Here is a 19,890-nt window from a genome sequence, read left to right as displayed (position 1 = left end):
TATGACATATAAACAAATAAAATGGCTGATTCTATTGATTCCAACGATTTCTGTCGGGTTGTGGGAATATATCCGGCATACGGTGCTGCTGCCCTATATATCTATGAATGCGGGAAACTGGATGTCTGCCTTTATCGTATTTCTTGTTACACTATATTTTTTAAATATCCTGTTTGGCCGATTGGAGCGAATGCAGCAGGAATTGCAAAAAGAACGTGCTAAAAAAGCAGTGCTGGAAGAACGCGGAAAAATCGCTAAAGAGCTGCATGATGGGATTGCACAGTCACTCTTTTTCCTATCCGTACAAGTCAATAAACTAGGAAATGAAGTGAAAGATTCTGAGAAATATAACAAGCTAAAAAAGACACTGCAGCACATACATGAAGATACGAGGAGTGCCATTCAAAACCTTCGATGTGTGCCTGCTGAATCAGATATTACGTGGACCAAATCCTTAAATACCTTTTTTGATGAGATGGAAAGTCAGCATGATCTTACAATACATAGAGATTGGCAGCTGACTGATGAGGATCTTACATCAAAAGAAAAAGTTGAGTTGTTTGCATGTGTAAGAGAAGCGATTATTAATGTTATCAAACATGCCGGAACATATGAAGTATGGGTGGAAGCACAACCAAAGGCAACCGGGTGGACATGCACCGTTTTGGACAAGGGAACGGGATTTGATCAGAACCAAAATACGGATGGATATGGTTTAAAAATCATTCAGGATAGGGCATCATCTCTCGATTGGAAGTTAAATATAGTAAGCCAAGCGGAATTACTTTTATTTCAATTAAAAAGGAGGAGACGGCATGAATAAGCCGGTCCGATTATTAATTGCAGATGACCACTTGCTTGCACGTGAAGGAGTTAAGGAGATACTTGAAGGTCAGAAAGAATTCGAAATTGTCGGGGAGGCATCAAATGGACTTCAGGCGATCGAGAAAACTAGAGAACTTTTGCCAGAACTAGTTCTGATGGATATTTCCATGCCGAAGATGAATGGTTTTGATGCGACAAAAGAAATAAAAAAACAATTCCCGAATGTTAAGATCGTTATTATGACCGTTTCCTACGATATTACGGATTGGTTTGAAGCCTTAAAACGCGGTGCTCAAGGATATCTTTTGAAAAACTTAAACACAGAAGACATGCTTAACGGATTAAAAGCTTATTCCTTAGATGAAATTCCGATGTCGAAAGAGATGGCATTCCGTATATGGAAAGAATTTAAAAAAGATGGACAAGCACAAGCCGGAAAATGAAGCGACGGTTTATTTTAATCAGTATAATGGCGATATTGTTGAGGATGTTAGGTTCAGTGATTATGGCTGGATGGCAAAAGCCATTTCCATTGGAATAGCCCTGCATGAAGGTCATTATTTTGGACTGGCAAATCAGCTGTTAGGTACAATTGCTGCACTGGGACTAGTCGCGATCGTAATCTTTTCCCTGATCATGTGGAAAAAGAGAAAGCCTGCAGGAAGACTAGGCGTACCAAAAAAATCTGATAAAAAGCTAAAACCGTGGCTGATCGGAGTTATGATCATAACGGGAGTCTTGATGCCTCTTGCTGGAATTTCCTTTATCATTGTATTTCTAATGGATCGGTTTGTTATTCCTAAGGTTAAACCACTGCAAGATTGGTTATCGTGAAAAAGTAGAATTGAATATTAGAGGTGAAAGATAATGAAAAAAATAATGATGATTTTAAGTTTAGTCTTTGTTCTGACTGCATTATCAGCATGCGGTGGTTCAGGCGGATCACATGATGAGCATAAAGACCATAAACAACATGAGAATAGCAGTGAAGAATCGTCTCAGTCATTAGACTGGGACGTTCAGTCGTTTTCTTTTAAAGATCAAAATGATGACGCATTTGGAAGTGGAAATTTAAAAGGGAAAGTATGGATGGCAAACTTTATATTTACTAACTGTGAGACCGTGTGTCCGCCGATGACGGCACATATGGCGAAACTTCAGCAGATGGCAAAAGAGGAAAACGTTAATGTGGATTTTGTCTCTTTCTCTATAGATCCAAAGCGTGATGATGCAGAAGCAAGAACAAAATTTGGCGAGAATTATGACGCTGATTTTTCAAGTTGGCATTTTGTAGGCGGATACAGCCAAGAGGAAATCGAAAAGTTTGCGAAAGAGTCATTTAAAACTCCTGTTACGGCAGACCCGAACTCTGATCAATTCATCCATGCAACATCTTTCTTCTTAGTTGATCAGAACGGAAAAGTGGTATCCAGATATGACGGTGTGGAAAATACTCCTTATGAACAGATCATAAAGGACATAAAGAAACTATCGGAAAAATAAAACAGGTGAGTTGTGTAGGTTGAAATGGAGTAAACACCCTATAGAAATACTGAAGAATGGAAGGGAAAATAAATTGTTTGGGGACTGTCCCCAACAATCCTTTTTTGTTCACACAATAGTTTGGGTTAAAAAGTCTATCTTTATATGATTTATGATAAAACTAAAGATAGAATTGTAATATTGGAGGTAATTATTTTATGAACCCAATTAAAATGCTGAAAACAATTGGATTTTTAGAAGGCTGGTCATTCCTTATCCTTCTCTTTGTTGCGATGCCTTTAAAGTATTTCATGGATCAGCCGATTGCGGTAACGATTGTCGGAGCACTGCATGGTCTTCTGTTTGTACTTTATGCCTTAGCCATTCTTTATGTGTGGAACGTTAAAAAGTGGCCGTTTATGAGAGCCTTTCTTGCTGGACTTTCATCAGTAGTGCCGTTTGGTCCTTTTATCTTTGACCGTAAGTTTTTAAGAGATTAAATGAGAGGGGATGTCTGCTTTTACGGATATTCCCTTTTTGTTCATTAAGTATAAATTTTTGTACGGTTATCCTCTTTTTTTGTACGGTCCCAAAAAAACTTTTATTCGCTTCTCTCCAATAAGTACACATCCTCATCCAGCTTCTTTGCATTTATAGCATCCTATATTGTTAAGAAATCGTTTAGATTGTTTTAATTTCCTATATTTCGGTTATTTATAGTTTAATATGTTCTTTAAAAGAAAGGTTCTTTTCTAAAAGATTGTTGCGTTTGAGTATTTTGTTACCACTCTTCATTGACAAGTTAATTGGAGTGGAAGGTGCGAGACTCCTGTGGGACGAGTGGGACAGGTGAGACTCCTAATGGCGCATAGCGTCAGGAGGCTCACCGCCCGCCCCACGGAAAGCGAGCATCCTGCAACGGAAATCAACCACTTCTAGGAGCAACAAGATTACGAAAACGGCCAAAAGAAAAAAGCGAGATAAACCTTTTTACTCAAGTGGAATGACGACTGAACGATATCAATATATATATCTAGATGCAATGTCATGAAATGAAAAGTTAAGGGAGGATATTTATGCAGATTGAGCATGCTGCAGTTGAAAAGTTAAGCGGACAATATCAACAGGTCAGGTCCTTATCAGAAAAACTAGCTTCAAAACTTCATAATGAAGACACGATCATTCAGGCTATGCCTGACGTCAGTCCTCCAAAGTGGCACCTTGCCCATACAACATGGTTTTTTGAACGATTTATTTTAAAAGAAAACGATTCTTCTTATGTCCCGTATAACCCCCAGTTTGATTATCTATTTAACTCCTATTATGAAACGATCGGTTCCTATCACCCGCGTCACTCCAGAGGGGTGCTATCCAGGCCGTCGATGGATGAAGTCTATGAATACCGTAAACATGTTGACGAAGCCATCATTCACCTTATCAATCAATATGAAAGTCAGCTTCCTGAGGAGATACACGATCTGATCGAAATCGGTCTTCAGCATGAACAGCAGCATCAGGAACTTCTGTTAACAGATGTGAAATATAATTTTTCCTGCAATCCCTTATTGCCTCAATATGCTGAACCTAAGACTGTCCAGCTTCCACAATCAAATACCGAAACAACGTATATCAATATTGAAGGCGGTCTTGTAGAGATCGGATATTCTGGTGCAGGTTTTTCGTTCGATAATGAACGGCCGCGTCATAAAGTATGGATTGAGCCTTACCGGCTGGCTTCTCATCCTGTAACGAATGGTGAATATATCTCGTTTATAGAAGCTGGCGGTTATGAGCAGCCGGAGCACTGGCTGTCTGATGGCTGGGCAACCGTAAAAAAAGAGAAGTGGAAGCACCCCCTTTATTGGAGAAAAACCGAGGACGGCTGGTATACATTTACCTTAACAGGTGAAAAGATACTCAACCTGGATGAGCCGGTTTGTCATATCAGTTTTTATGAAGCAGATGCGTTTGCAAGATGGAGCGGAAAAAGGCTCCCGACTGAAGCTGAATGGGAACATGCGATGGCGTCGATTCCAATCGAAGGCAATTTTGCGGAAAGTGAGTGCTATCACCCCGTTGTGGATCGTTCAGAGACTCTTGCTCCGTTTAAACAAGTTTATGGGGATGTATGGGAATGGACGAGCAGCCCGTACAACTCTTATCCAAGAAGCAAACCACTTGAGGGTGCACTTGGTGAGTACAACGCGAAGTTCATGTGCAACCAGATTGTTTTACGAGGCGGATCCTGTGCAACCTCACAATCCCATATTCGTCCGACATACCGCAACTTCTTTCAAGCGGACAAAAGGTGGCAGTTCAGCGGATTGCGTTTAGCGGAGGACCAATCATGAAAACCGTTAAACAGAACGTGCATTATCATGTCGGGAATGAAAACGAAACAGATATGTACATTGAAATTTTGAACGGTTTAAAATCATCACCTAAATCAATCTCACCCAAATACTTCTATGATAAGAAAGGTTCCGAGCTTTTCGAATCGATCACCATGCTGCGGGAATATTATCCGACACGCACAGAATTATTTATCTTAAATAAGTATAAAAGCGAAATGGCGAATGCAGCAGGAACAAACAGTGCACTCATTGAGTTTGGAAGCGGCAGCAGCGAAAAGGTAAGAACTCTTTTAGAGGCGATGCCAGAGTTGAAAGAATATGTGCCGATCGATATCTCAAAAGATTTTCTATATCAATCTGCCAGGGCGTTATCAATGGAATACCCGGGCTTAAACGTTTATGCCGTCTCAGCGGATTATACCGCTAAATTTGAAATGCCAAAACTTGAATCAGAACGAAAAGTTGTATTTTTTCCAGGTTCAACAATTGGAAATTTTGAGCCGCACGAAATGGAGGATTTCTTAAAACAAACGGCTGAACTATTAAAACCAGGCGGAGGTCTATTGATTGGAGTGGATTTGAAAAAAGATCAAGCAGTCTTGAATGCTGCTTATAATGATAAAAAGGGAGTTACACGTGATTTTAATTTGAATTTGCTCAATCGATTAAACCGTGAACTGCTGGCAAACTTTAAGCTTGAAGACTTCAGCCATCATGCTTTTTACCACGCGGAAAAAGGCCGGGTTGAGATGCATCTTGTAAGCTTGAAGAATCAGGTGATCACGATTGGTGACGTACAGATTGCCTTCCAAGAAGGAGAGACCATTCACACAGAAAACTCCTATAAATTTACGATTAAAGAGTTCCACCAGATCGCTGCCATGTGCGGATTTAAACCAAAAAAAGTCTGGTGTGATGAAAGGCAGTGGTTCACCATTCACTATCTTGAAGTTATATAAAGGTAAAAAGACCGAATTTTGTTTTCGGTCTTTTTTCTTTTACAATGAATGGAGAATGCTTTAAGGGAGGTTCAAGATGTTTACAGCCATTTTTTTGTTTATAATCGCTGGAATTGCAGAGATTGGCGGAGGATATCTTGTATGGCTTTGGCTCCGGGAATCTAAGCCGATTACATATGGATTAGCTGGAAGTTTAATTTTAGTCACATATGGCGTGATCCCCACCTTGCAGAATTTCCCGACGTTCGGAAGGGTCTATGCAGCATATGGTGGTGTATTTATCATATTAGCGGTACTATGGGGCTGGCTGATAGACAAGAAAACACCGGATATGTATGACTGGCTTGGTGCAGGAATCTGCTTAATAGGAGTCTCTGTCATGCTTTGGGCGCCGAGGAGTTAACATTTTTGTAAATATGCTAAAACACCGGACCGTTTCATTGGGCATTTTTCACAAAAAAGCAGATAATATAGAAAAAGTGTGAAAGAAGGTTTTGTAGATGGAACTTAAAGGAATTCATCATGTTTCTGCTCTTACCGCAAAAGCTCCTGAGAATTTTAAGTTTTATACAGAAGTGATGGGGCTCAGACTGATCAAGAAAACCGTGAACCAGGATGACACGAGTGTTTATCACTTATTTTATGGCGATGAAAAAGGAAATCCGGGAACAGAGCTCACATTTTTTGAGATCCCGATGGCTGGCCGCAACCATGACGGCAACAATTCGATTTCTGCGATTTCTCTTCGTGTAAAAGATGATGCCGCATTAAACTACTGGGAAGACCGATTAAAAGAACATGGAATAGAAACAGAAGGAATTAAGGACCGTGCAGGACGGCAGACTCTCGCGTTCCGTGATTTCGAAGGACAGCGCCTGATCTTAGTTTCTGATGAAAAGAACAAAGGGGTAGCAGGCGGAAAACCTTGGAGAAAAAGTACCACTCCAGAAGAAACTGCGATTATCGGACTTGGCCCTGTCCGTTTAACTGTTCCTGCTGCTGAGCCAACCATACAAGTGCTGACAGAACTTTTAGGGTTCCGAAAAAGCGGATCATACTCTGCAGAAGTTTCAGGACAGCCTGATATTATCGTTTTGGAAACGGGAGAAGGCGGATCAGGAGCTGAGGTTCATATTGAAGAACGCACAGATCTGCCGCAGGAACGACTTGGACGCGGTGGAGTCCATCATGTTGCGTTCCGTGTGGATAATGAAGATGAACTGCGTGAATGGATTGAAAAAGTAAGAACATCAAGATTTCCTAACTCTGGTTTCGTCGATCGCTTCTATTTTAAATCACTTTATTTCCGGGAGCCTAATCGCATTCTTTTCGAGCTTGCGACTGACGGACCAGGTTTTGATACAGACGAGGAATTGGAGCATCTTGGAGAATCACTCGCGCTGCCGCCGTTTTTGGAACCGCAGCGTGAAGAAATAGAAGCAAGACTTAAGCCGCTGAATACAAAAGCTTAAATAAAATAAGGAATGACGCTTGAATCAAACTTTGATTCAGGCGTTTTTTATTGAAATCTGTAATAAAAACTGCAAATTAGGAAAAAGTAAAAAACGCTAGGTATGACTTATATAACCTTTTCTAAAAGATTGTTGTTTTGGGTGGTTTTTTTGTAATTTGCCTCCATTGGCACGTTAATTGGAGTGTAAGGTGCGAGACTCCTCGAAAATAAAAATCATATTTTCTTCGTGCGATGTTAAGCTGCCGAAGCCTTCCTTGTCCTGCGGGATCAGTGGGACAGGTGAGACCACTCATGGTGCAAAAGCACCGAGAGGGCTCACCGCACACCCCGCGGAAAGCGAGCATCCTGAAACGGAGATCAACTTCTTTCAAAAACAACAACGAAAACAGCCTATTTAAAAGAGTGGAGGAGTTACTAAAATGTTCATAAAGTGGTTAACTGGATTGTTAATAATCGCGCAGCCCGTCAATCAGCCTGATAGCTTAACAGTGAACCAGCAAGGGAAAATAATCGCTGAGGTGAATCGCACTCAATTTTCTGCCTCGATTCCAGGAATACCAATGATCGATGATGAAAAATACGACCGATTTGTAGATAAGCTCGAGAAACAAACCTACAAAGCCCCTGTTAACGCCAAGATCAATGATGTCGGAGGTGTCGTTGCTGGAGAAGTAGGCTACAAATTAAATCGGCTCATGTTTAAAGAAAGCTTTTACACCTATTTTTTCAGTAAAGGCTTTGCGAAGATAGATGTCCCGGAAGTTAACATCTATCCAAAAGTGGATACAGAGCTCCTTGCACATATTAAAACTCAGCAGATTGGACAATACATAACCTATTTTAATTCTAACAACAAAAGCCGTTCCAACAATATTGAACTGGCTTCAAAAGCATTAGACAGTCATGTTGTTTTCCCAGGCGAAACCTTTTCTTTTAATCAAGTTGTAGGAAATCGAACAATAGCTAAAGGATATATGCGTGCTCCTATTATCGTCAGGGGTGAATTATCTGAAGGTGTTGGCGGAGGTATTTGCCAAGTGTCTTCTACACTGTTTAATGCGGTTGACCGGGCAGGATTAAAGATCGTGCAGCGTTATTCTCACAGCAAAAGGGTTCCGTATGTTCCCTCTGGCAGAGATGCAACGGTCAGCTGGTACGGTCCTGATTTTCAATTTGAGAACCAATACAATCAGCCTATATTAATCAGGGCTAAAAAATATGGAGGAAGTATGATGGTCAAGCTATATTCCTCTGATGTGATTAATATGAAAACAAAAAAAGTACCAAATGCACCAACCAGTCTGCCGAAAGAAATCCATATCGAGCAGAATGTGCATCTTTCTAACCCAGAAAGATAATAAAAATGTACAATTAAGAAGTATACAGATCGTTTCATGGGGAGATGAAAAGTATTGCAAACACTGGAGAAATTAAGCGAACGGTTTTGGTATCAAACACCTGTCTCTGAAACAGACAGACCGATTTTAGGGGCAGTTGTTGGAGATGATATGACGCTGATGATCGATGCTGGGAACTCAGAAAATCATGCAAAATACTTTTTAGAAGAATTAAGTAAAAAAGGCATACGCAAGCCGGGTCTTGCTGTTATTACGCATTGGCACTGGGATCATATTTTTGGCATGTCAGCCTTAGATTTTCCGTCAATTGCATCCAGCCAAACGAAAGCTAAAATGAAAGAACTCATGCCTTTTTCATGGTCAGATGAAGCGCTGGATGAGAGGGTAAAGCAAGGGATTGAAATTGAATTTTGTGCAACCGCTATCAAGAACGAATTCCAAGAATACCGAAAGATTACTGTTAAGCTTCCAACAATTACGTTTGATGAAAAAGCAGAAATTGATCTTGGCGGTGTGACATGTATCGTACAGCATGTTGGGGGAGATCATACGACGGATTCTTCAATCGTCTACATAAAAGAAGAAAAGATTGTATTTTTGGCAGATTGCATATACGCGAACATGTACGCACCGCGAAATAACTATACAGTCTCGAACACAATTAAGCTTTTGGATGTTATAGATACGTTTGATGCAGAAACGTATATTCTTTCTCATTGGAAATCAGTTTCAAAATCAGAGTATAACCAAGAGGCAAAGACATTAAGAAGTGTGGCGAATCTCACTGAAAAATTTAAAGGGGAAAAGCAAGCCGTTACAGAAGCCTATAGAGAGTGGATCGGCCGGGAACTGAATGAAGATGAAATCGAGACGATTCAGTTTTTTGTGAATGGCTATGAGTTGTATCAATAACTTACAGCAACTTTTCTAAAGGTCCTGGAAAGTGGTTGATTTCCGCTCCAGGATACTCGCTTTCCGCGGGGCGTGCGGTGAGCCCCCTAGGCTAATCAAGCCTGCAGGGTCTCACCTGTCCCGCTGATCCCGCAGGACAAGGAAGGCTTCGGCAGCGTTACATCGCACGAAGAAAATTGATTTTTATTTTCGAGGAGTCTCGCACCTTGCGCTCCGATCAACTAGTCAATGAAGTTTTTTTAAAATGCCAGGCATCAATGATTGCGAAAATAAGAAAATCAAGATTAGGAGAATAAGATGATACAAGAATTTAAGATTAAGATAGAACAGTTCGGTGGTATTGAAAGACAAATTCGGGTCTGTCTTCCAGCCAGTTATGAGGAAACTGACGAAACCTATCCCGTTTTGTATATGCATGACGGGCAAAACCTTTTTCGTGATGAAGGTGCTAGTTATGGCGTATCTTGGGGTCTTGCTGACTATCTGAAAGAAAGTAAAACACATCTTATTATCGTCGGGATTGACTGCAATCATGAAGGATTTGAACGCCTTAATGAATATGGTCCTTGGGAAAACCCTTCTGTTGGACCAGAGCTGCTTCAGATAGATGGTGTTTTTGGAGGAAAAGGGGAAGCGTATCTTGAATTTTTGCTTTATACGTTAAAGCCGTTCATTGATGAAAAGTACCGAACGAAACCCGATGTGACTTTAATGGCAGGGAGTTCAATGGGCGGGCTGATTTCAACCTATGCCGCATGCCGCTATCCTCACATTTACAGCAGAATAGCTAGCTTGTCGTCTGCGTTTTGGTTTAACCAGCAGGAAATTGAAAGCTTCATAGAAGAAAGTGACTTGAGTGCTGTAGAAAAGTTTTATATGGATATTGGAACTGATGAAGATACATCAAAAGTCGATGCAGGGCATTACATCCGTTCTTCAGAAAAAGTATACGAAAAGCTCAAGGAGAAGGGTATTGAAGTACGCTTTGAAGTAGCAGAGGGCGGAAAGCATCATGAATCAGCTTGGCGTGAAAGAATGCCCGGAATCATTGAATACTTGTTGAAATAAGGAGCTGAAAGTATTGATCTCATTTGAAAAAATGAAAAATAAAGAGTTTCAGAGCTACATAGGGTTTATGATTCCTGATTACGCAAAAGATACGGCTGAGCACTATCTGATGTCGATGGAAGAGGCAAACGAAAAGGCAGAAAAGCAGATCGAAAGCTTGCTGCCAGATCAAGAGAATACAGAGGGACAATATCTTTATCATATTAAGAGTGAAAAAAGACTCGCAGGCTACCTTTGGTTTCATGTTATGAAAGAGGAGAAAAAAGCATTTCTCTATCATATTTACATCCTTAATGATTTTAGAAAACAGGGAATTGCCCGTGAAGCGCTGCGTTTTTTTGAAGAAGAAGCCAGAAAGCTTGGTGCAGCATCACTAGGTTTACATGTGTTCGGAAGCAACGAAAATGCAATTGAACTTTATAGGAAATCAGGGTTTAAGCAGGCATCTGTTTCGATGAACAAAATTTTGTAATCGAATAAAAAAGGAGAGGGTAAACATGCGTAAAATCGGATTGCAGCTATACTCCATACAATCAGAGGCTGAAAAAGATCTGCTCGGAACATTGGAAAAAGTTAGTGATATGGGCTATGACAGTGTTCAGTTTGCTGGCCTTTTCGGAATATCAGCAAAAGAAGTGAAGAAAGTGCTTGACTCAACCGGTCTGACCGTTGCGGGTGCACATATTCCATTGGACCGTTTTTCAGGAGATGCATTAAAGCGGCATATGGAAGAACAGATGGTGCTCGGAAACGACTTGATGATCATGCCATATTTAACAGAAGAACAAAGGCAGTCGATTGATGATTATAAGCGGGTAGCTGATACGCTGAACGAAGCGGGCGTTAGAAGCAAAGAGTACGGAATTCGGGTGGCTTATCATAATCATGATTTCGAGTTTTATAAGTTTGAAGGAAAACTGCCGTTTGATGTTATTTTTCAAGAAACCGACCCTGAACTTGTGAAAATGGAGCTTGATACATACTGGGCAAAATATGCAGGGTTTGAACCGGAAGAATTATTAAAGAAATATAAATATCGCTGTGTTTCCCTTCACTTAAAAGATATGACAACAAAAGACGATAAAAAGGTAAGCACGATCTCGGGTTCAGGATTTTTGGACATGAGAGGATTTCTGGAGCTTGCGGATGAAGAAAAGATAGATTACTGCGTTATCGAACAGGAGTATTTTGAAGGTAATCCGCTTATGGAAGTTGAAAAAGGGGTTCAGAACATTAAAGCACTTTTATAAGGAGATAGATTAGTGGAAGAACTAAAGATTGTACCTTTCTCTGAAGAATACTTTTCGGAAATACAGGAACTGAACAAAAAGGAAGGCTGGAATCAGCTTGTTGAGCGTTATGAAGAAACATTTGATGCATGGAAAAATTCAAATGCAGCGTATGTCGTAGTCGGACCTGACGAGAAAGCAGCAGGTTACATTCGTGGTCTAACAGACAAAAATGTCACGATTTATATTTGTGAAATGCTTATTTCAGAAGAATTTAGAGGCAAAGGGTTAGGCGAAAAGCTTTTAAAGTATTTGCATAGTTTGTATCCGCGAGCAAGAATGGAAATGCTCGCATCAAGTACATCACATACTTTCTATGAAGCAAAGAATTTCAGACCTTTTTATGGTTTTCGCAAAACGTATGAGGAATAACAAATTATTAGGAGGCATCTGTTATGAGTGAAAAAGTAACAAGCATTGCTCCGGTTCAAAGTCACATTAATAATGTTTTTGTTCACGTGTCTGATCTGAAAAAGTCAGTAGAGTGGTATGCGAAGCTGCTCGGGATAACGATTGATATGGATAAAGTACAGTCACCTGTTCATAACATCCCTGTCACTGGTCAAACCGGTTTATCCCTTGATGACCACACGTTTGATCCGTCGTTCCATCGCACGCCAGGTTCAGGGCCGATGTTTAATTTATATGCGCCAGACATTGACGCAGCTTACGCCGACATAAAAGAAAAAAACATCAAGATTATCCGTGAGATCGAGTGGCATGGGGAAGTCGCTTGGTTCAATGTGGAAGATCCTGATGGAAATGTTGTTATGATATGTAACTGCTAACAAAAACGGGGGTTGTTTTATGAAAGAAACGCTGACGATTCTTCACACCAATGATTTGCACGGACATTATGACCTAGCTTCAAGACAGTCTGCTTTTATTAAAAAAAGAAAGCAGGAACTATTGAGTCAAAATCAAAACGTTATCGTCGTGGACGGCGGTGATCATATGGACATGAGCATGAATGAGTGTCTTGCAACAAATGGGTACATCCATCTCGATATGGTATCAGCTGCGGGCTATGACGCGATGTCGGTTGGCAATAACGAGCTGCTTCGTCTGCCAAAAGAAAAGATTCGGCAATTAAGCTTAGATTCAAAAGTTCCTTGGTTATTGCTTAATCTTGGAGAAGAGGATGGCTCACAAATAGGTGGCACCAAAAAATCGATCATGCTTGAAGCGGGAGAACATCTGAAAATCAGTTTATTTGGTGCGACTGATCTGTTTGAAGATCTATATGAGAGCAAACATGGTTTTAAAAACCGGGACACTTTAACAGAAATAAAAAATGAAGTGGACAAATTAAGACATGAAGGATCGAATCTCATTGTTTTTCTATCTCATTTGGGACTCGAGGCTGACCGTGAACTAGCAGAGAACCTTTCTGGATTGGTGGATGTAATTGTTGGTGCCCATACACATAACGTTTTGCTGCAGCCGGAGATCGTTTCAGATGTAATCATCGTACAGGCTGGATGCTATGGTCAATATGTAGGGGAACTAACGATCACTGTGGATCTTAAAACTAAGAAAGTTACCGATCATTATGGCAAGTTAGCAGAGATAAGCTTGGAAGATGAACGCGATCCTGATTTAGAAGAAGTGCTGAAGAACGGAAGAATACAAGCAGAACAATTTTTATCAGAAGTCCTTACAGAATCAGTGGATGACCTTTCACACGAACAGCTTGTGACGATGACAGCTCATAGTTTAAAAGAGTATTGGAATGCAGATGCAGGAATCATGTATGGTGGTGGTTTCACAGATAGCTTAAGCCGCGGGAAAATAACGAAGGAGAATGTTCTGAACGTTTGTAAAAGCATGCATACACCAATCATCATGGAGCTAACCGGGAAACAGATTGCGGGTCTCATCAAAGAAACATACATAGAGGATGTGACAAACAAACGCGTCTACGGAGGCGGTTTTCGGCCGCATGGGATTGCAATTGGCAAGCTTCAGTTTTCTGGAATAAGCTGGACCGGAGAGGGTGAAGGTGTGTCAGATATACGTGTAAACGGAGAAGAGATCGATTTTACAAAAACGTATAAAATCGGGACGGGAACACCACTCTTGTATGAAGAGGTCTGCGGTTATCCGAGTGTTATAGGCAACAAACTGATCGAACTCGGTAAAGATATCATGATAAAAGATGTACTTATGGATTATATGAAAAAACAATTTGCGGCAAAAAAAACAACGGTGTGATGTGTGAGAAAACTCATTTATATTGTCATAACAATCATTGCAATTATTTTTGTGATTCGCTCATGCAGTGATAATAATGAGAAAAAAGGGAGCTCTATTCCAAAAACGGTATTAAACATCGTTAATAAAGACGAAAAAAATACCGTGAAACTAGCAATTCTTCCTGATGAAAAACCTGCATATACAGTAGCTGACAAAGACTTGTATAAAGTCTTCAACATGAATGGAAGTTATATTGTACAAGAGTTTGAAGATTATAAGAACGATGTGAAAATTGATTTTCAATACGAAATAAGCATATTCGAATACGGGATTTTATCGTGGTATTTAGATTAACGATTAAAAGCTAACTCAAAAAGGCAGTAATGATGCTGAAGAGTTAGCTTTTCTTCATATTTAAGAATTACATATTTTACCTTATCTGTGATAAGGTGATAGGTAGAATGACTATGGAGGGATTAGGTTGGACGTGTTAAATGTTAAAAGTTTAAAGGAAGAGTTTGATAGCCTTGTAAACGTGCATATCAGTTCTGCTGAAGACTTGAAAACTTTTTTATCTGATCAAAAGAGATTGTACGAAAAAGTTGAAGAAAAGATGATGAGGCACTATATCACCTTTCAATGTCAGAGTGATGATGAGGAGAACAAAAGGAAATATGAGTTCGATCAGCAGCATATAAAGCCGCTGTACAAAAAGTATCAATCTATACTAGATGAGAAGCTGTTAGAATCACCTTTCTTAAGCGATCTTCCGGATAGTGAATATGGTGAATTTAAAAAGAAGCTGCGCGTACAGTTTGCACTTTTTCAGGAAGCGAACCTCGAGATTGAAAAGCAGGAAGATATCTTAGTCAATCAGTATTTCGAGATTGCAGGCAGCTTGACTGCGAACTGGGAAGGTGAAGAGGTAACGTTAAGTGATATTTATGTGCATGCGAGAGATTCCAATCGGAATACGAGAGAAAAAGCCTGGGGTGCAATGTATACTCCAATCTTAAAGGAAGAAGAAAAGGTGCAAAAAATATTGGATGAACTGATTCAGCTTCGTGTAAAAAAAGCTGAGAACGCAGGCCTTCCAAACTATACAGAGTATATGTTTAAGAAATACAACCGTTTTGATTACACACCAGAGGATTGCAATCAGCTTGCTGAATCAATCCGAGAACATGTCGTGCCTCTTACTTTGCAGTTAGAAAAGGAGCATAAGAAAGAACTGAATGTTGAGGTATATAGACCTTGGGATGTTACGGGTGCACCTGACAGCAAAAAGCCATTGAAACCCGTAGACTCTGATGAAGAATTGATAAACAAATCATCTAAAGTGCTGGGTGAGCTTCATCCGTCATTTGGTTCCCTCGTACATGAGATGAATGAAAAGGGACTTCTGGATTTAAAGAGCAGAAAGGGTAAAACACAAGGCGGTTTTTGTGAATCTTTGCCGGAAACAGGACTTTCTTTTATCTTTATGAACCTGTCAAACACAGACAGTGATTTAATTGTCTTCATGCATGAAATGGGCCATGGCATTCATGATATGCTGAAAAGAGATCAGGAAGTTTATGCAAACAAACAAATACCGATGGAGTCAGCTGAACTCGCCAGTATGAGTATGGAGTTGCTGACAGCAGAACGCTGGAACGAATTTTATAAAAGTGAAGAAGAACTTAAGCGTGCAAAAAAGGATCATTTAAAATCAGCAGTGATGCTTCTTCCATATATAATTGTCGTTGATCAATTCCAGCATTGGCTATATAAAAATCCAAATCATTCTTGGGAAGAACGAAACAAAAAGTTTGGCGAGATAAAGGAACGATACGATTCTTCGATTGTTAATTGGGATGGCTATGAGGATTGGAAAGAAAAGAACTGGTTGAAAATCCTTCACATTTTTGAGGTTCCTTTTTATTTTATTGAATATGCAATCGCTCAGCTTGGAGCACTGCAATTGTATAAACAATACAAAGAGAACCCTGAAAAAACGATAGAGAATTATATCGAAGCACTGAAGCTTGGAAGTTCTAAATCACTTCCTGAAGTGTATGAGGCGGCAGGGGTGAAATTTAGTTTTTCATCAAAAACAATAGCGGAACTAATGGAATTCGTAGCTAAGGAATTGGATCTCCTGACTGTTTAATAAATATATGTTCGTAAATAATTAAAGAATTTAAATGCTTTTTAAAGGAATTTAATAGCCTTAGTAGAACTATAAAGAGTAAGGTGCCCATTTTTTACAACATTCTTGTTTATTTTTGTACTTAAATTTTGAAGAGGTGCCCATAAATTCTTGTCAAAACCGGTTGGTGAGAGAGTTTCGTTCTGATACACCGACACACCTATTCCGATATTGAGCCGGACTCTATTTCCAGTGCCTAAAGGAGAGTGTACACTGGATTTCTCAATAACGAGACGTAAATTATGCATATTAAGACTTAAATGTTTAGTTTGACGGTTATTCTTCCTATGAAGAGGGAAAATAGGGAAAAGAATGTTGTCTTGCATATTTACAGAGGCTATTTATTCGGAAGATTGAGGGGTGAAGGGTAATGAGAAAACAGGATGACGAGAAAATCTGGGATACTGGTACATCTGATTTTGAAGAGGGCGATAAAATAACCTTTCACAATACCGAACAAGGTGTTGAGAAAACATATATCGTCAAAAGGGTGAAAGAGAACGGTGACATTGAATTAGTATATTCAGCAAATAAACAGCAGACTCCCATGCAATAATGGGTCCTGTTAAGAACAAGCAGAAACAGCTCACGCGGGTGAGCTGTTTTTCTATGCGGTTCAAAGACACTGCATCAGATAACATAGTTCAATATGATTATTTTAAGGGAATAATTTCATACTCCCTATTGGAATGATAAATAATGGGTGTTTAGTAACCGGTCAAAAGGGATACATATGAGGAAGTAATACAAATTGAGAGGAAGTATAACGATGAACAAGAAACCATTGATAGGACTTACAAGTACTGTTATGTCTATAAATACAATTGAAACACAGAGTGAAAATGTGGATACGATCGTTGTTTATAATAAATTTGCGGAAACCGTCAGAGATGCTGGAGGAGTTCCCGTCGTAATTCCGATGGGAAAACCTGAGGAAGCTGATTACTATGCAAAACTGTGTGACGGAATTATTTTTACAGGCGGTGAGGATATCAGTTCCATAACATATGGGGAAGAGCCACATCCTAAAGTAAAAAAAGTGAATAAACATCGTGATGATTTTGAAATTGAATTAGTAAAAAAAGCACGCGAAAATGAAAGAGCGATTTTGGCGATGTGCCGAGGATATCACTTATTGAATGTCTCTTATGGCGGTACGATTGTTCAGGATGTAGTAAGTGAATTCGAGGACAGCATCAACCACTTCCAAACATCTGCAACGAGAACTGAGCCATCTCACACTGTGACCATCGATGAAAATAGTAAACTTTATAAAATCGTTGGTGAAAAGGAAGTAGCGGTTAATAGCTTCCACCACCAGGCAATTGGAGAAGTAGGTAAAGGCTTGCGCGTGGCAGCAAGAGCTGCAGACGGTATAATTGAAGCGCTCGAGCTTGAAGACGAAGAGGCTACATTCTTGCTTGGAACACAATGGCATCCAGAAGAACTTAGACATGAAAACAAAAACATGATGGCGATCATCACAACCTTTATTGAAGCAGCAAGTAAGACGAAGAAATAGATTTTACAAAAACCTCCAATTGTTGGGGGTTTTTTGTTACGATGAAAAGAAAACAGGGTAGTGGATAATGTGAAAGATTTACTTATATTAATGATGCTTTTTACAATACTTTGGATTTTTGTAAGAGCAGTAATCTTTGCATGGAGAAGAGAGTTTTCGATGAAAAGAGAAATTATGGCTGCAGCTATACCTTTTGGCTTTATGCTTATTTATTTTGTAACAGCATTTCCTTTTCCTTTTTTTAATCCATATCAATTTGTTGGAACTGGAATAGAACGGTCTTATAATGTAATACCTTTTAAGAGTATAGTTGATTCCCTCAATCACTTTTACTACATGGTTCCTATTCGTAATTTAGGCGGGAATATTCTCTTATTTGTGCCTTTTGGTTTTGCGTTATTGCTTAGGTTTTATAGGATGAAATTTTGGAAAGGCGTTTCAATCGGTTTTTTGGTTTCACTTGTTATGGAGCTGTGCCAATTAAAATTGGGATATCGCTCTTTCGATGTAGATGATCTAATCCTAAACTCTGCAGGAACATTTATTGGAATGATTACTTTTAAAGTAATTGCTAAAATTTTGCAAAAGGAAACTTTTCCAGTTGTAAGCCGTAAGATAGGATAGAAATTTATCGAGGAGGTTGTCTTATGGGTATATCGAGACTTTTGAAATGGGTAACAGGCGGAATTGAAGCATTTCTTGGAATTCCATTCTTAGGCGGACTCATCATTGTAGGTTCCGGCTGGGCACCGCTTCAGTTTATGTTCGTTCTCCACTTGGTTACATTGATTATTTGTGTGGTGCAAAAAGAAAGGTTTTACGGCAGCGTTTTAGGATTAATAACATCTGTTGTAGGTTTTATACCGTTTTTAGGTATGGCCATGCATATTGTAACAGCTCTTGTATTGTTTGTTGATGCTGCAAGAGGCGGCCGTAAAAAGAAGAATGAACATATAATTGATGCGAAATAGAAATTTTCCAGCTCTAGAAGAGGTGCGAATTTCATAATGATGCTATTGTACATTCTTATAACTTTTCTCTTTGTGCTTTTCTTTATGAATTGGCTGCTGGGATATAAACAAGGGAATATCACCTTAACTCTGGATGATCGTTATACTGATTTAAAGGAATATGCGAAAGCGATAGGTAAGGAGTTAGAGCAAGAAAGGAAACAGGCAGTCTATAAAGGCGGAAGGGAATTCCTTGTAGATGGGAAGCTTTATGAATTTAGTGACCGAACTGTACCAATTGGCGGAGTTCCTACACAGCAGACTATTTTACAGCCTAAATAGAATATAATGAAATGAAACCTTGAACATGAAATGTGTTTGAGGTTTTTGTATGTGCGGGGTATTCTTGACGAAAAGAATTTTGGTTGCTGTCGAAAAGTCTATAAAAGATCATTTACGGCTTATAAAATAAAATTACGGCTTTTAAATTATTTTTACGGCCTATAAATTCCTATTTAGGGCTTATAAAAGATGTTCTCAGCTTATAAATACCATTGAGGGTATAGACGATGGACAAGGAGGTTCCTACAAAAATGAAAGATCATCTTGTATTTATATATGGATCTTTGCGAAAAGGTGAGAAATATTCATATTACCTGAACGAGGCGGAGTGTTTGGAAGAGAATTGTATGATTGAAGGACAGCTTTATGATACTGGCTGGGGCTATCCGGCATTATTATTAGAAAGCGGTAAAGTTCATGTGAAAGGTGAGCTTTATAGAGTATCATCTGAACAGTTAAAAGAACTCGATAGGCTTGAAGATTATGAAGAGAATGGTGCAAATAATTTGTATGAGCGGATAATAACTAAAGTTACAACTGAAAAAGGAGAACAAGAAGCAATTGTTTATGTGATGACTTCAATAAAAGACCATTTTAACAAGATAGACGGGAATGACTGGATTTTACGCAAAAAATAAAAAGACAAACAAAAAAGAGGCTGCCATGAATCATGGTAACCTCTTTTAATATAAATGGAGAATCAACTGCTTTTCTATCTGATAATCATTGTGCTAATGGACTGAACGGCAGATTCTACGTCTTTAAACTTCTCTAGGGAGTTAGTCTCAATCTGAATAACCTCGAAAGTCTCCTCGTTCTTGGAGTACTTGACAGAAAAAACGGCATTATTGTTTTCACTAAAGGTGTGTGTAATATCAGATTCAATATATTGTTTGTTCTGCAAGTTTAAAAGTATAGCTTTCACATCTTGTTGGTTCATGATACATCGTCCCCTTCCTATTATGGGG

Annotated in this window: 26 protein-coding genes; 25 read left to right on the top strand and 1 reads right to left on the bottom strand. The window is 39.3% G+C overall.

Going from position 1 to position 19,890, the window contains the following annotated elements; genetic code table 11:
- Nucleotide 1 precedes the first annotated feature (1 nt).
- From ACFW35_RS14935 to ACFW35_RS14815, 25 genes are all read left to right on the top strand, one after another.
- Nucleotides 2–823, top strand: a complete 822-nt coding sequence (locus tag ACFW35_RS14935) for a sensor histidine kinase (RefSeq protein WP_379846841.1) — start codon at nucleotides 2–4, stop codon at nucleotides 821–823.
- The gene (locus ACFW35_RS14930) at nucleotides 816–1,268 is read left to right on the top strand and encodes a response regulator (protein ID WP_379846840.1); all 453 of its coding nucleotides are present in this window, start codon (nucleotides 816–818) and stop codon (nucleotides 1,266–1,268) included. Before ACFW35_RS14935 ends, ACFW35_RS14930 begins: the two co-directional genes overlap by 8 nt.
- A complete protein-coding gene (locus ACFW35_RS14925; RefSeq protein WP_379846838.1) occupies nucleotides 1,243–1,659 on the top strand; it encodes a PepSY domain-containing protein in 417 nt (138 codons plus the stop codon). Before ACFW35_RS14930 ends, ACFW35_RS14925 begins: the two co-directional genes overlap by 26 nt.
- 33 nt (nucleotides 1,660–1,692) lie before the next feature.
- Complete coding sequence (locus ACFW35_RS14920) at nucleotides 1,693–2,328, top strand: SCO family protein (RefSeq protein ID WP_379846836.1); 636 nt, start codon at nucleotides 1,693–1,695, stop codon at nucleotides 2,326–2,328.
- Nucleotides 2,329–2,525: 197 nt separating this feature from the next.
- Nucleotides 2,526–2,807, top strand: coding sequence for a DUF3817 domain-containing protein (locus tag ACFW35_RS14915; RefSeq protein WP_379846835.1), 282 nt, complete (start codon nucleotides 2,526–2,528; stop codon nucleotides 2,805–2,807).
- Nucleotides 2,808–3,383: 576 nt separating this feature from the next.
- Nucleotides 3,384–4,658, top strand: coding sequence for an ergothioneine biosynthesis protein EgtB (egtB, locus tag ACFW35_RS14910; protein ID WP_379846833.1), 1,275 nt, complete (start codon nucleotides 3,384–3,386; stop codon nucleotides 4,656–4,658).
- Nucleotides 4,655–5,620 carry an L-histidine N(alpha)-methyltransferase gene (egtD, locus tag ACFW35_RS14905; RefSeq protein ID WP_379846831.1) on the top strand — a complete coding sequence of 322 codons (966 nt, stop codon included), beginning with the start codon at nucleotides 4,655–4,657 and terminating at the stop codon, nucleotides 5,618–5,620. The genes egtB and egtD overlap by 4 nt, the downstream gene beginning before the upstream one ends.
- Before the next feature lie 76 nt (nucleotides 5,621–5,696).
- Entirely contained in the window at nucleotides 5,697–6,023 is a 327-nt protein-coding gene (locus ACFW35_RS14900) for a YnfA family protein (protein ID WP_379846829.1), read from the top strand.
- Nucleotides 6,024–6,120: 97 nt separating this feature from the next.
- Nucleotides 6,121–7,092 carry a ring-cleaving dioxygenase gene (locus ACFW35_RS14895; protein WP_379846828.1) on the top strand — a complete coding sequence of 324 codons (972 nt, stop codon included), beginning with the start codon at nucleotides 6,121–6,123 and terminating at the stop codon, nucleotides 7,090–7,092.
- A gap of 421 nt (nucleotides 7,093–7,513) precedes the next feature.
- A complete protein-coding gene (locus ACFW35_RS14890) occupies nucleotides 7,514–8,452 on the top strand; it encodes a VanW family protein (protein WP_379846826.1) in 939 nt (312 codons plus the stop codon).
- 54 nt (nucleotides 8,453–8,506) lie between these two features.
- On the top strand, nucleotides 8,507–9,364 hold the full coding sequence (locus ACFW35_RS14885; protein ID WP_379846825.1) for an MBL fold metallo-hydrolase: 858 nt from the start codon (nucleotides 8,507–8,509) through the stop codon (nucleotides 9,362–9,364).
- 297 nt (nucleotides 9,365–9,661) lie between these two features.
- Nucleotides 9,662–10,432, top strand: coding sequence for an alpha/beta hydrolase (locus tag ACFW35_RS14880; RefSeq protein WP_379846823.1), 771 nt, complete (start codon nucleotides 9,662–9,664; stop codon nucleotides 10,430–10,432).
- 13 nt (nucleotides 10,433–10,445) lie between these two features.
- Nucleotides 10,446–10,904: a GNAT family N-acetyltransferase gene (locus ACFW35_RS14875; protein WP_379846821.1), complete on the top strand. Its 459-nt coding sequence runs from the start codon at nucleotides 10,446–10,448 to the stop codon at nucleotides 10,902–10,904.
- A gap of 25 nt (nucleotides 10,905–10,929) precedes the next feature.
- Complete coding sequence (locus ACFW35_RS14870) at nucleotides 10,930–11,682, top strand: sugar phosphate isomerase/epimerase family protein (protein ID WP_379846820.1); 753 nt, start codon at nucleotides 10,930–10,932, stop codon at nucleotides 11,680–11,682.
- Between the two features lie 12 nt (nucleotides 11,683–11,694).
- Nucleotides 11,695–12,093: a GNAT family N-acetyltransferase gene (locus ACFW35_RS14865; RefSeq protein WP_379846818.1), complete on the top strand. Its 399-nt coding sequence runs from the start codon at nucleotides 11,695–11,697 to the stop codon at nucleotides 12,091–12,093.
- Nucleotides 12,094–12,116: 23 nt separating this feature from the next.
- Nucleotides 12,117–12,509 carry a VOC family protein gene (locus ACFW35_RS14860; RefSeq protein ID WP_379846816.1) on the top strand — a complete coding sequence of 131 codons (393 nt, stop codon included), beginning with the start codon at nucleotides 12,117–12,119 and terminating at the stop codon, nucleotides 12,507–12,509.
- 19 nt (nucleotides 12,510–12,528) lie between these two features.
- Entirely contained in the window at nucleotides 12,529–13,935 is a 1,407-nt protein-coding gene (locus ACFW35_RS14855) for a bifunctional metallophosphatase/5'-nucleotidase (protein WP_379846815.1), read from the top strand.
- A gap of 3 nt (nucleotides 13,936–13,938) precedes the next feature.
- Nucleotides 13,939–14,271, top strand: a complete 333-nt coding sequence (locus ACFW35_RS14850) for a hypothetical protein (protein WP_379846813.1) — start codon at nucleotides 13,939–13,941, stop codon at nucleotides 14,269–14,271.
- A gap of 127 nt (nucleotides 14,272–14,398) precedes the next feature.
- Nucleotides 14,399–16,069 carry a M3 family oligoendopeptidase gene (locus ACFW35_RS14845; RefSeq protein WP_379846812.1) on the top strand — a complete coding sequence of 557 codons (1,671 nt, stop codon included), beginning with the start codon at nucleotides 14,399–14,401 and terminating at the stop codon, nucleotides 16,067–16,069.
- Between the two features lie 409 nt (nucleotides 16,070–16,478).
- Nucleotides 16,479–16,664: a hypothetical protein gene (locus tag ACFW35_RS14840; RefSeq protein WP_379846810.1), complete on the top strand. Its 186-nt coding sequence runs from the start codon at nucleotides 16,479–16,481 to the stop codon at nucleotides 16,662–16,664.
- Between the two features lie 213 nt (nucleotides 16,665–16,877).
- Nucleotides 16,878–17,630, top strand: coding sequence for a gamma-glutamyl-gamma-aminobutyrate hydrolase family protein (locus ACFW35_RS14835; protein WP_379846808.1), 753 nt, complete (start codon nucleotides 16,878–16,880; stop codon nucleotides 17,628–17,630).
- Nucleotides 17,631–17,699: 69 nt separating this feature from the next.
- Complete coding sequence (locus ACFW35_RS14830) at nucleotides 17,700–18,254, top strand: VanZ family protein (RefSeq protein WP_379846807.1); 555 nt, start codon at nucleotides 17,700–17,702, stop codon at nucleotides 18,252–18,254.
- Nucleotides 18,255–18,277: 23 nt separating this feature from the next.
- Nucleotides 18,278–18,601 (top strand): hypothetical protein, encoded by a 324-nt coding sequence (locus tag ACFW35_RS14825; RefSeq protein ID WP_379846805.1) that lies wholly within the window; start codon nucleotides 18,278–18,280, stop codon nucleotides 18,599–18,601.
- 36 nt (nucleotides 18,602–18,637) lie between these two features.
- Nucleotides 18,638–18,922 (top strand): hypothetical protein, encoded by a 285-nt coding sequence (locus tag ACFW35_RS14820; RefSeq protein WP_379846803.1) that lies wholly within the window; start codon nucleotides 18,638–18,640, stop codon nucleotides 18,920–18,922.
- Between the two features lie 251 nt (nucleotides 18,923–19,173).
- Nucleotides 19,174–19,560: a gamma-glutamylcyclotransferase family protein gene (locus ACFW35_RS14815; RefSeq protein WP_379846801.1), complete on the top strand. Its 387-nt coding sequence runs from the start codon at nucleotides 19,174–19,176 to the stop codon at nucleotides 19,558–19,560.
- Nucleotides 19,561–19,634: 74 nt separating this feature from the next.
- Here ACFW35_RS14815 and ACFW35_RS14810 read toward each other — a convergent pair whose 3' ends face one another.
- On the bottom strand, nucleotides 19,635–19,862 hold the full coding sequence (locus ACFW35_RS14810; RefSeq protein ID WP_379846799.1) for a hypothetical protein: 228 nt from the start codon (nucleotides 19,860–19,862) through the stop codon (nucleotides 19,635–19,637).
- Nucleotides 19,863–19,890 lie beyond the last annotated feature (28 nt).

Source organism: Fictibacillus sp. NPDC058756 (assembly GCF_042746035.1).
Lineage (GTDB): Bacteria > Bacillota > Bacilli > Bacillales > Fictibacillaceae > Fictibacillus.
Note: the sequence above shows the minus strand (reverse complement) of the source record. Positions and strands in the feature narration are given on the sequence as shown.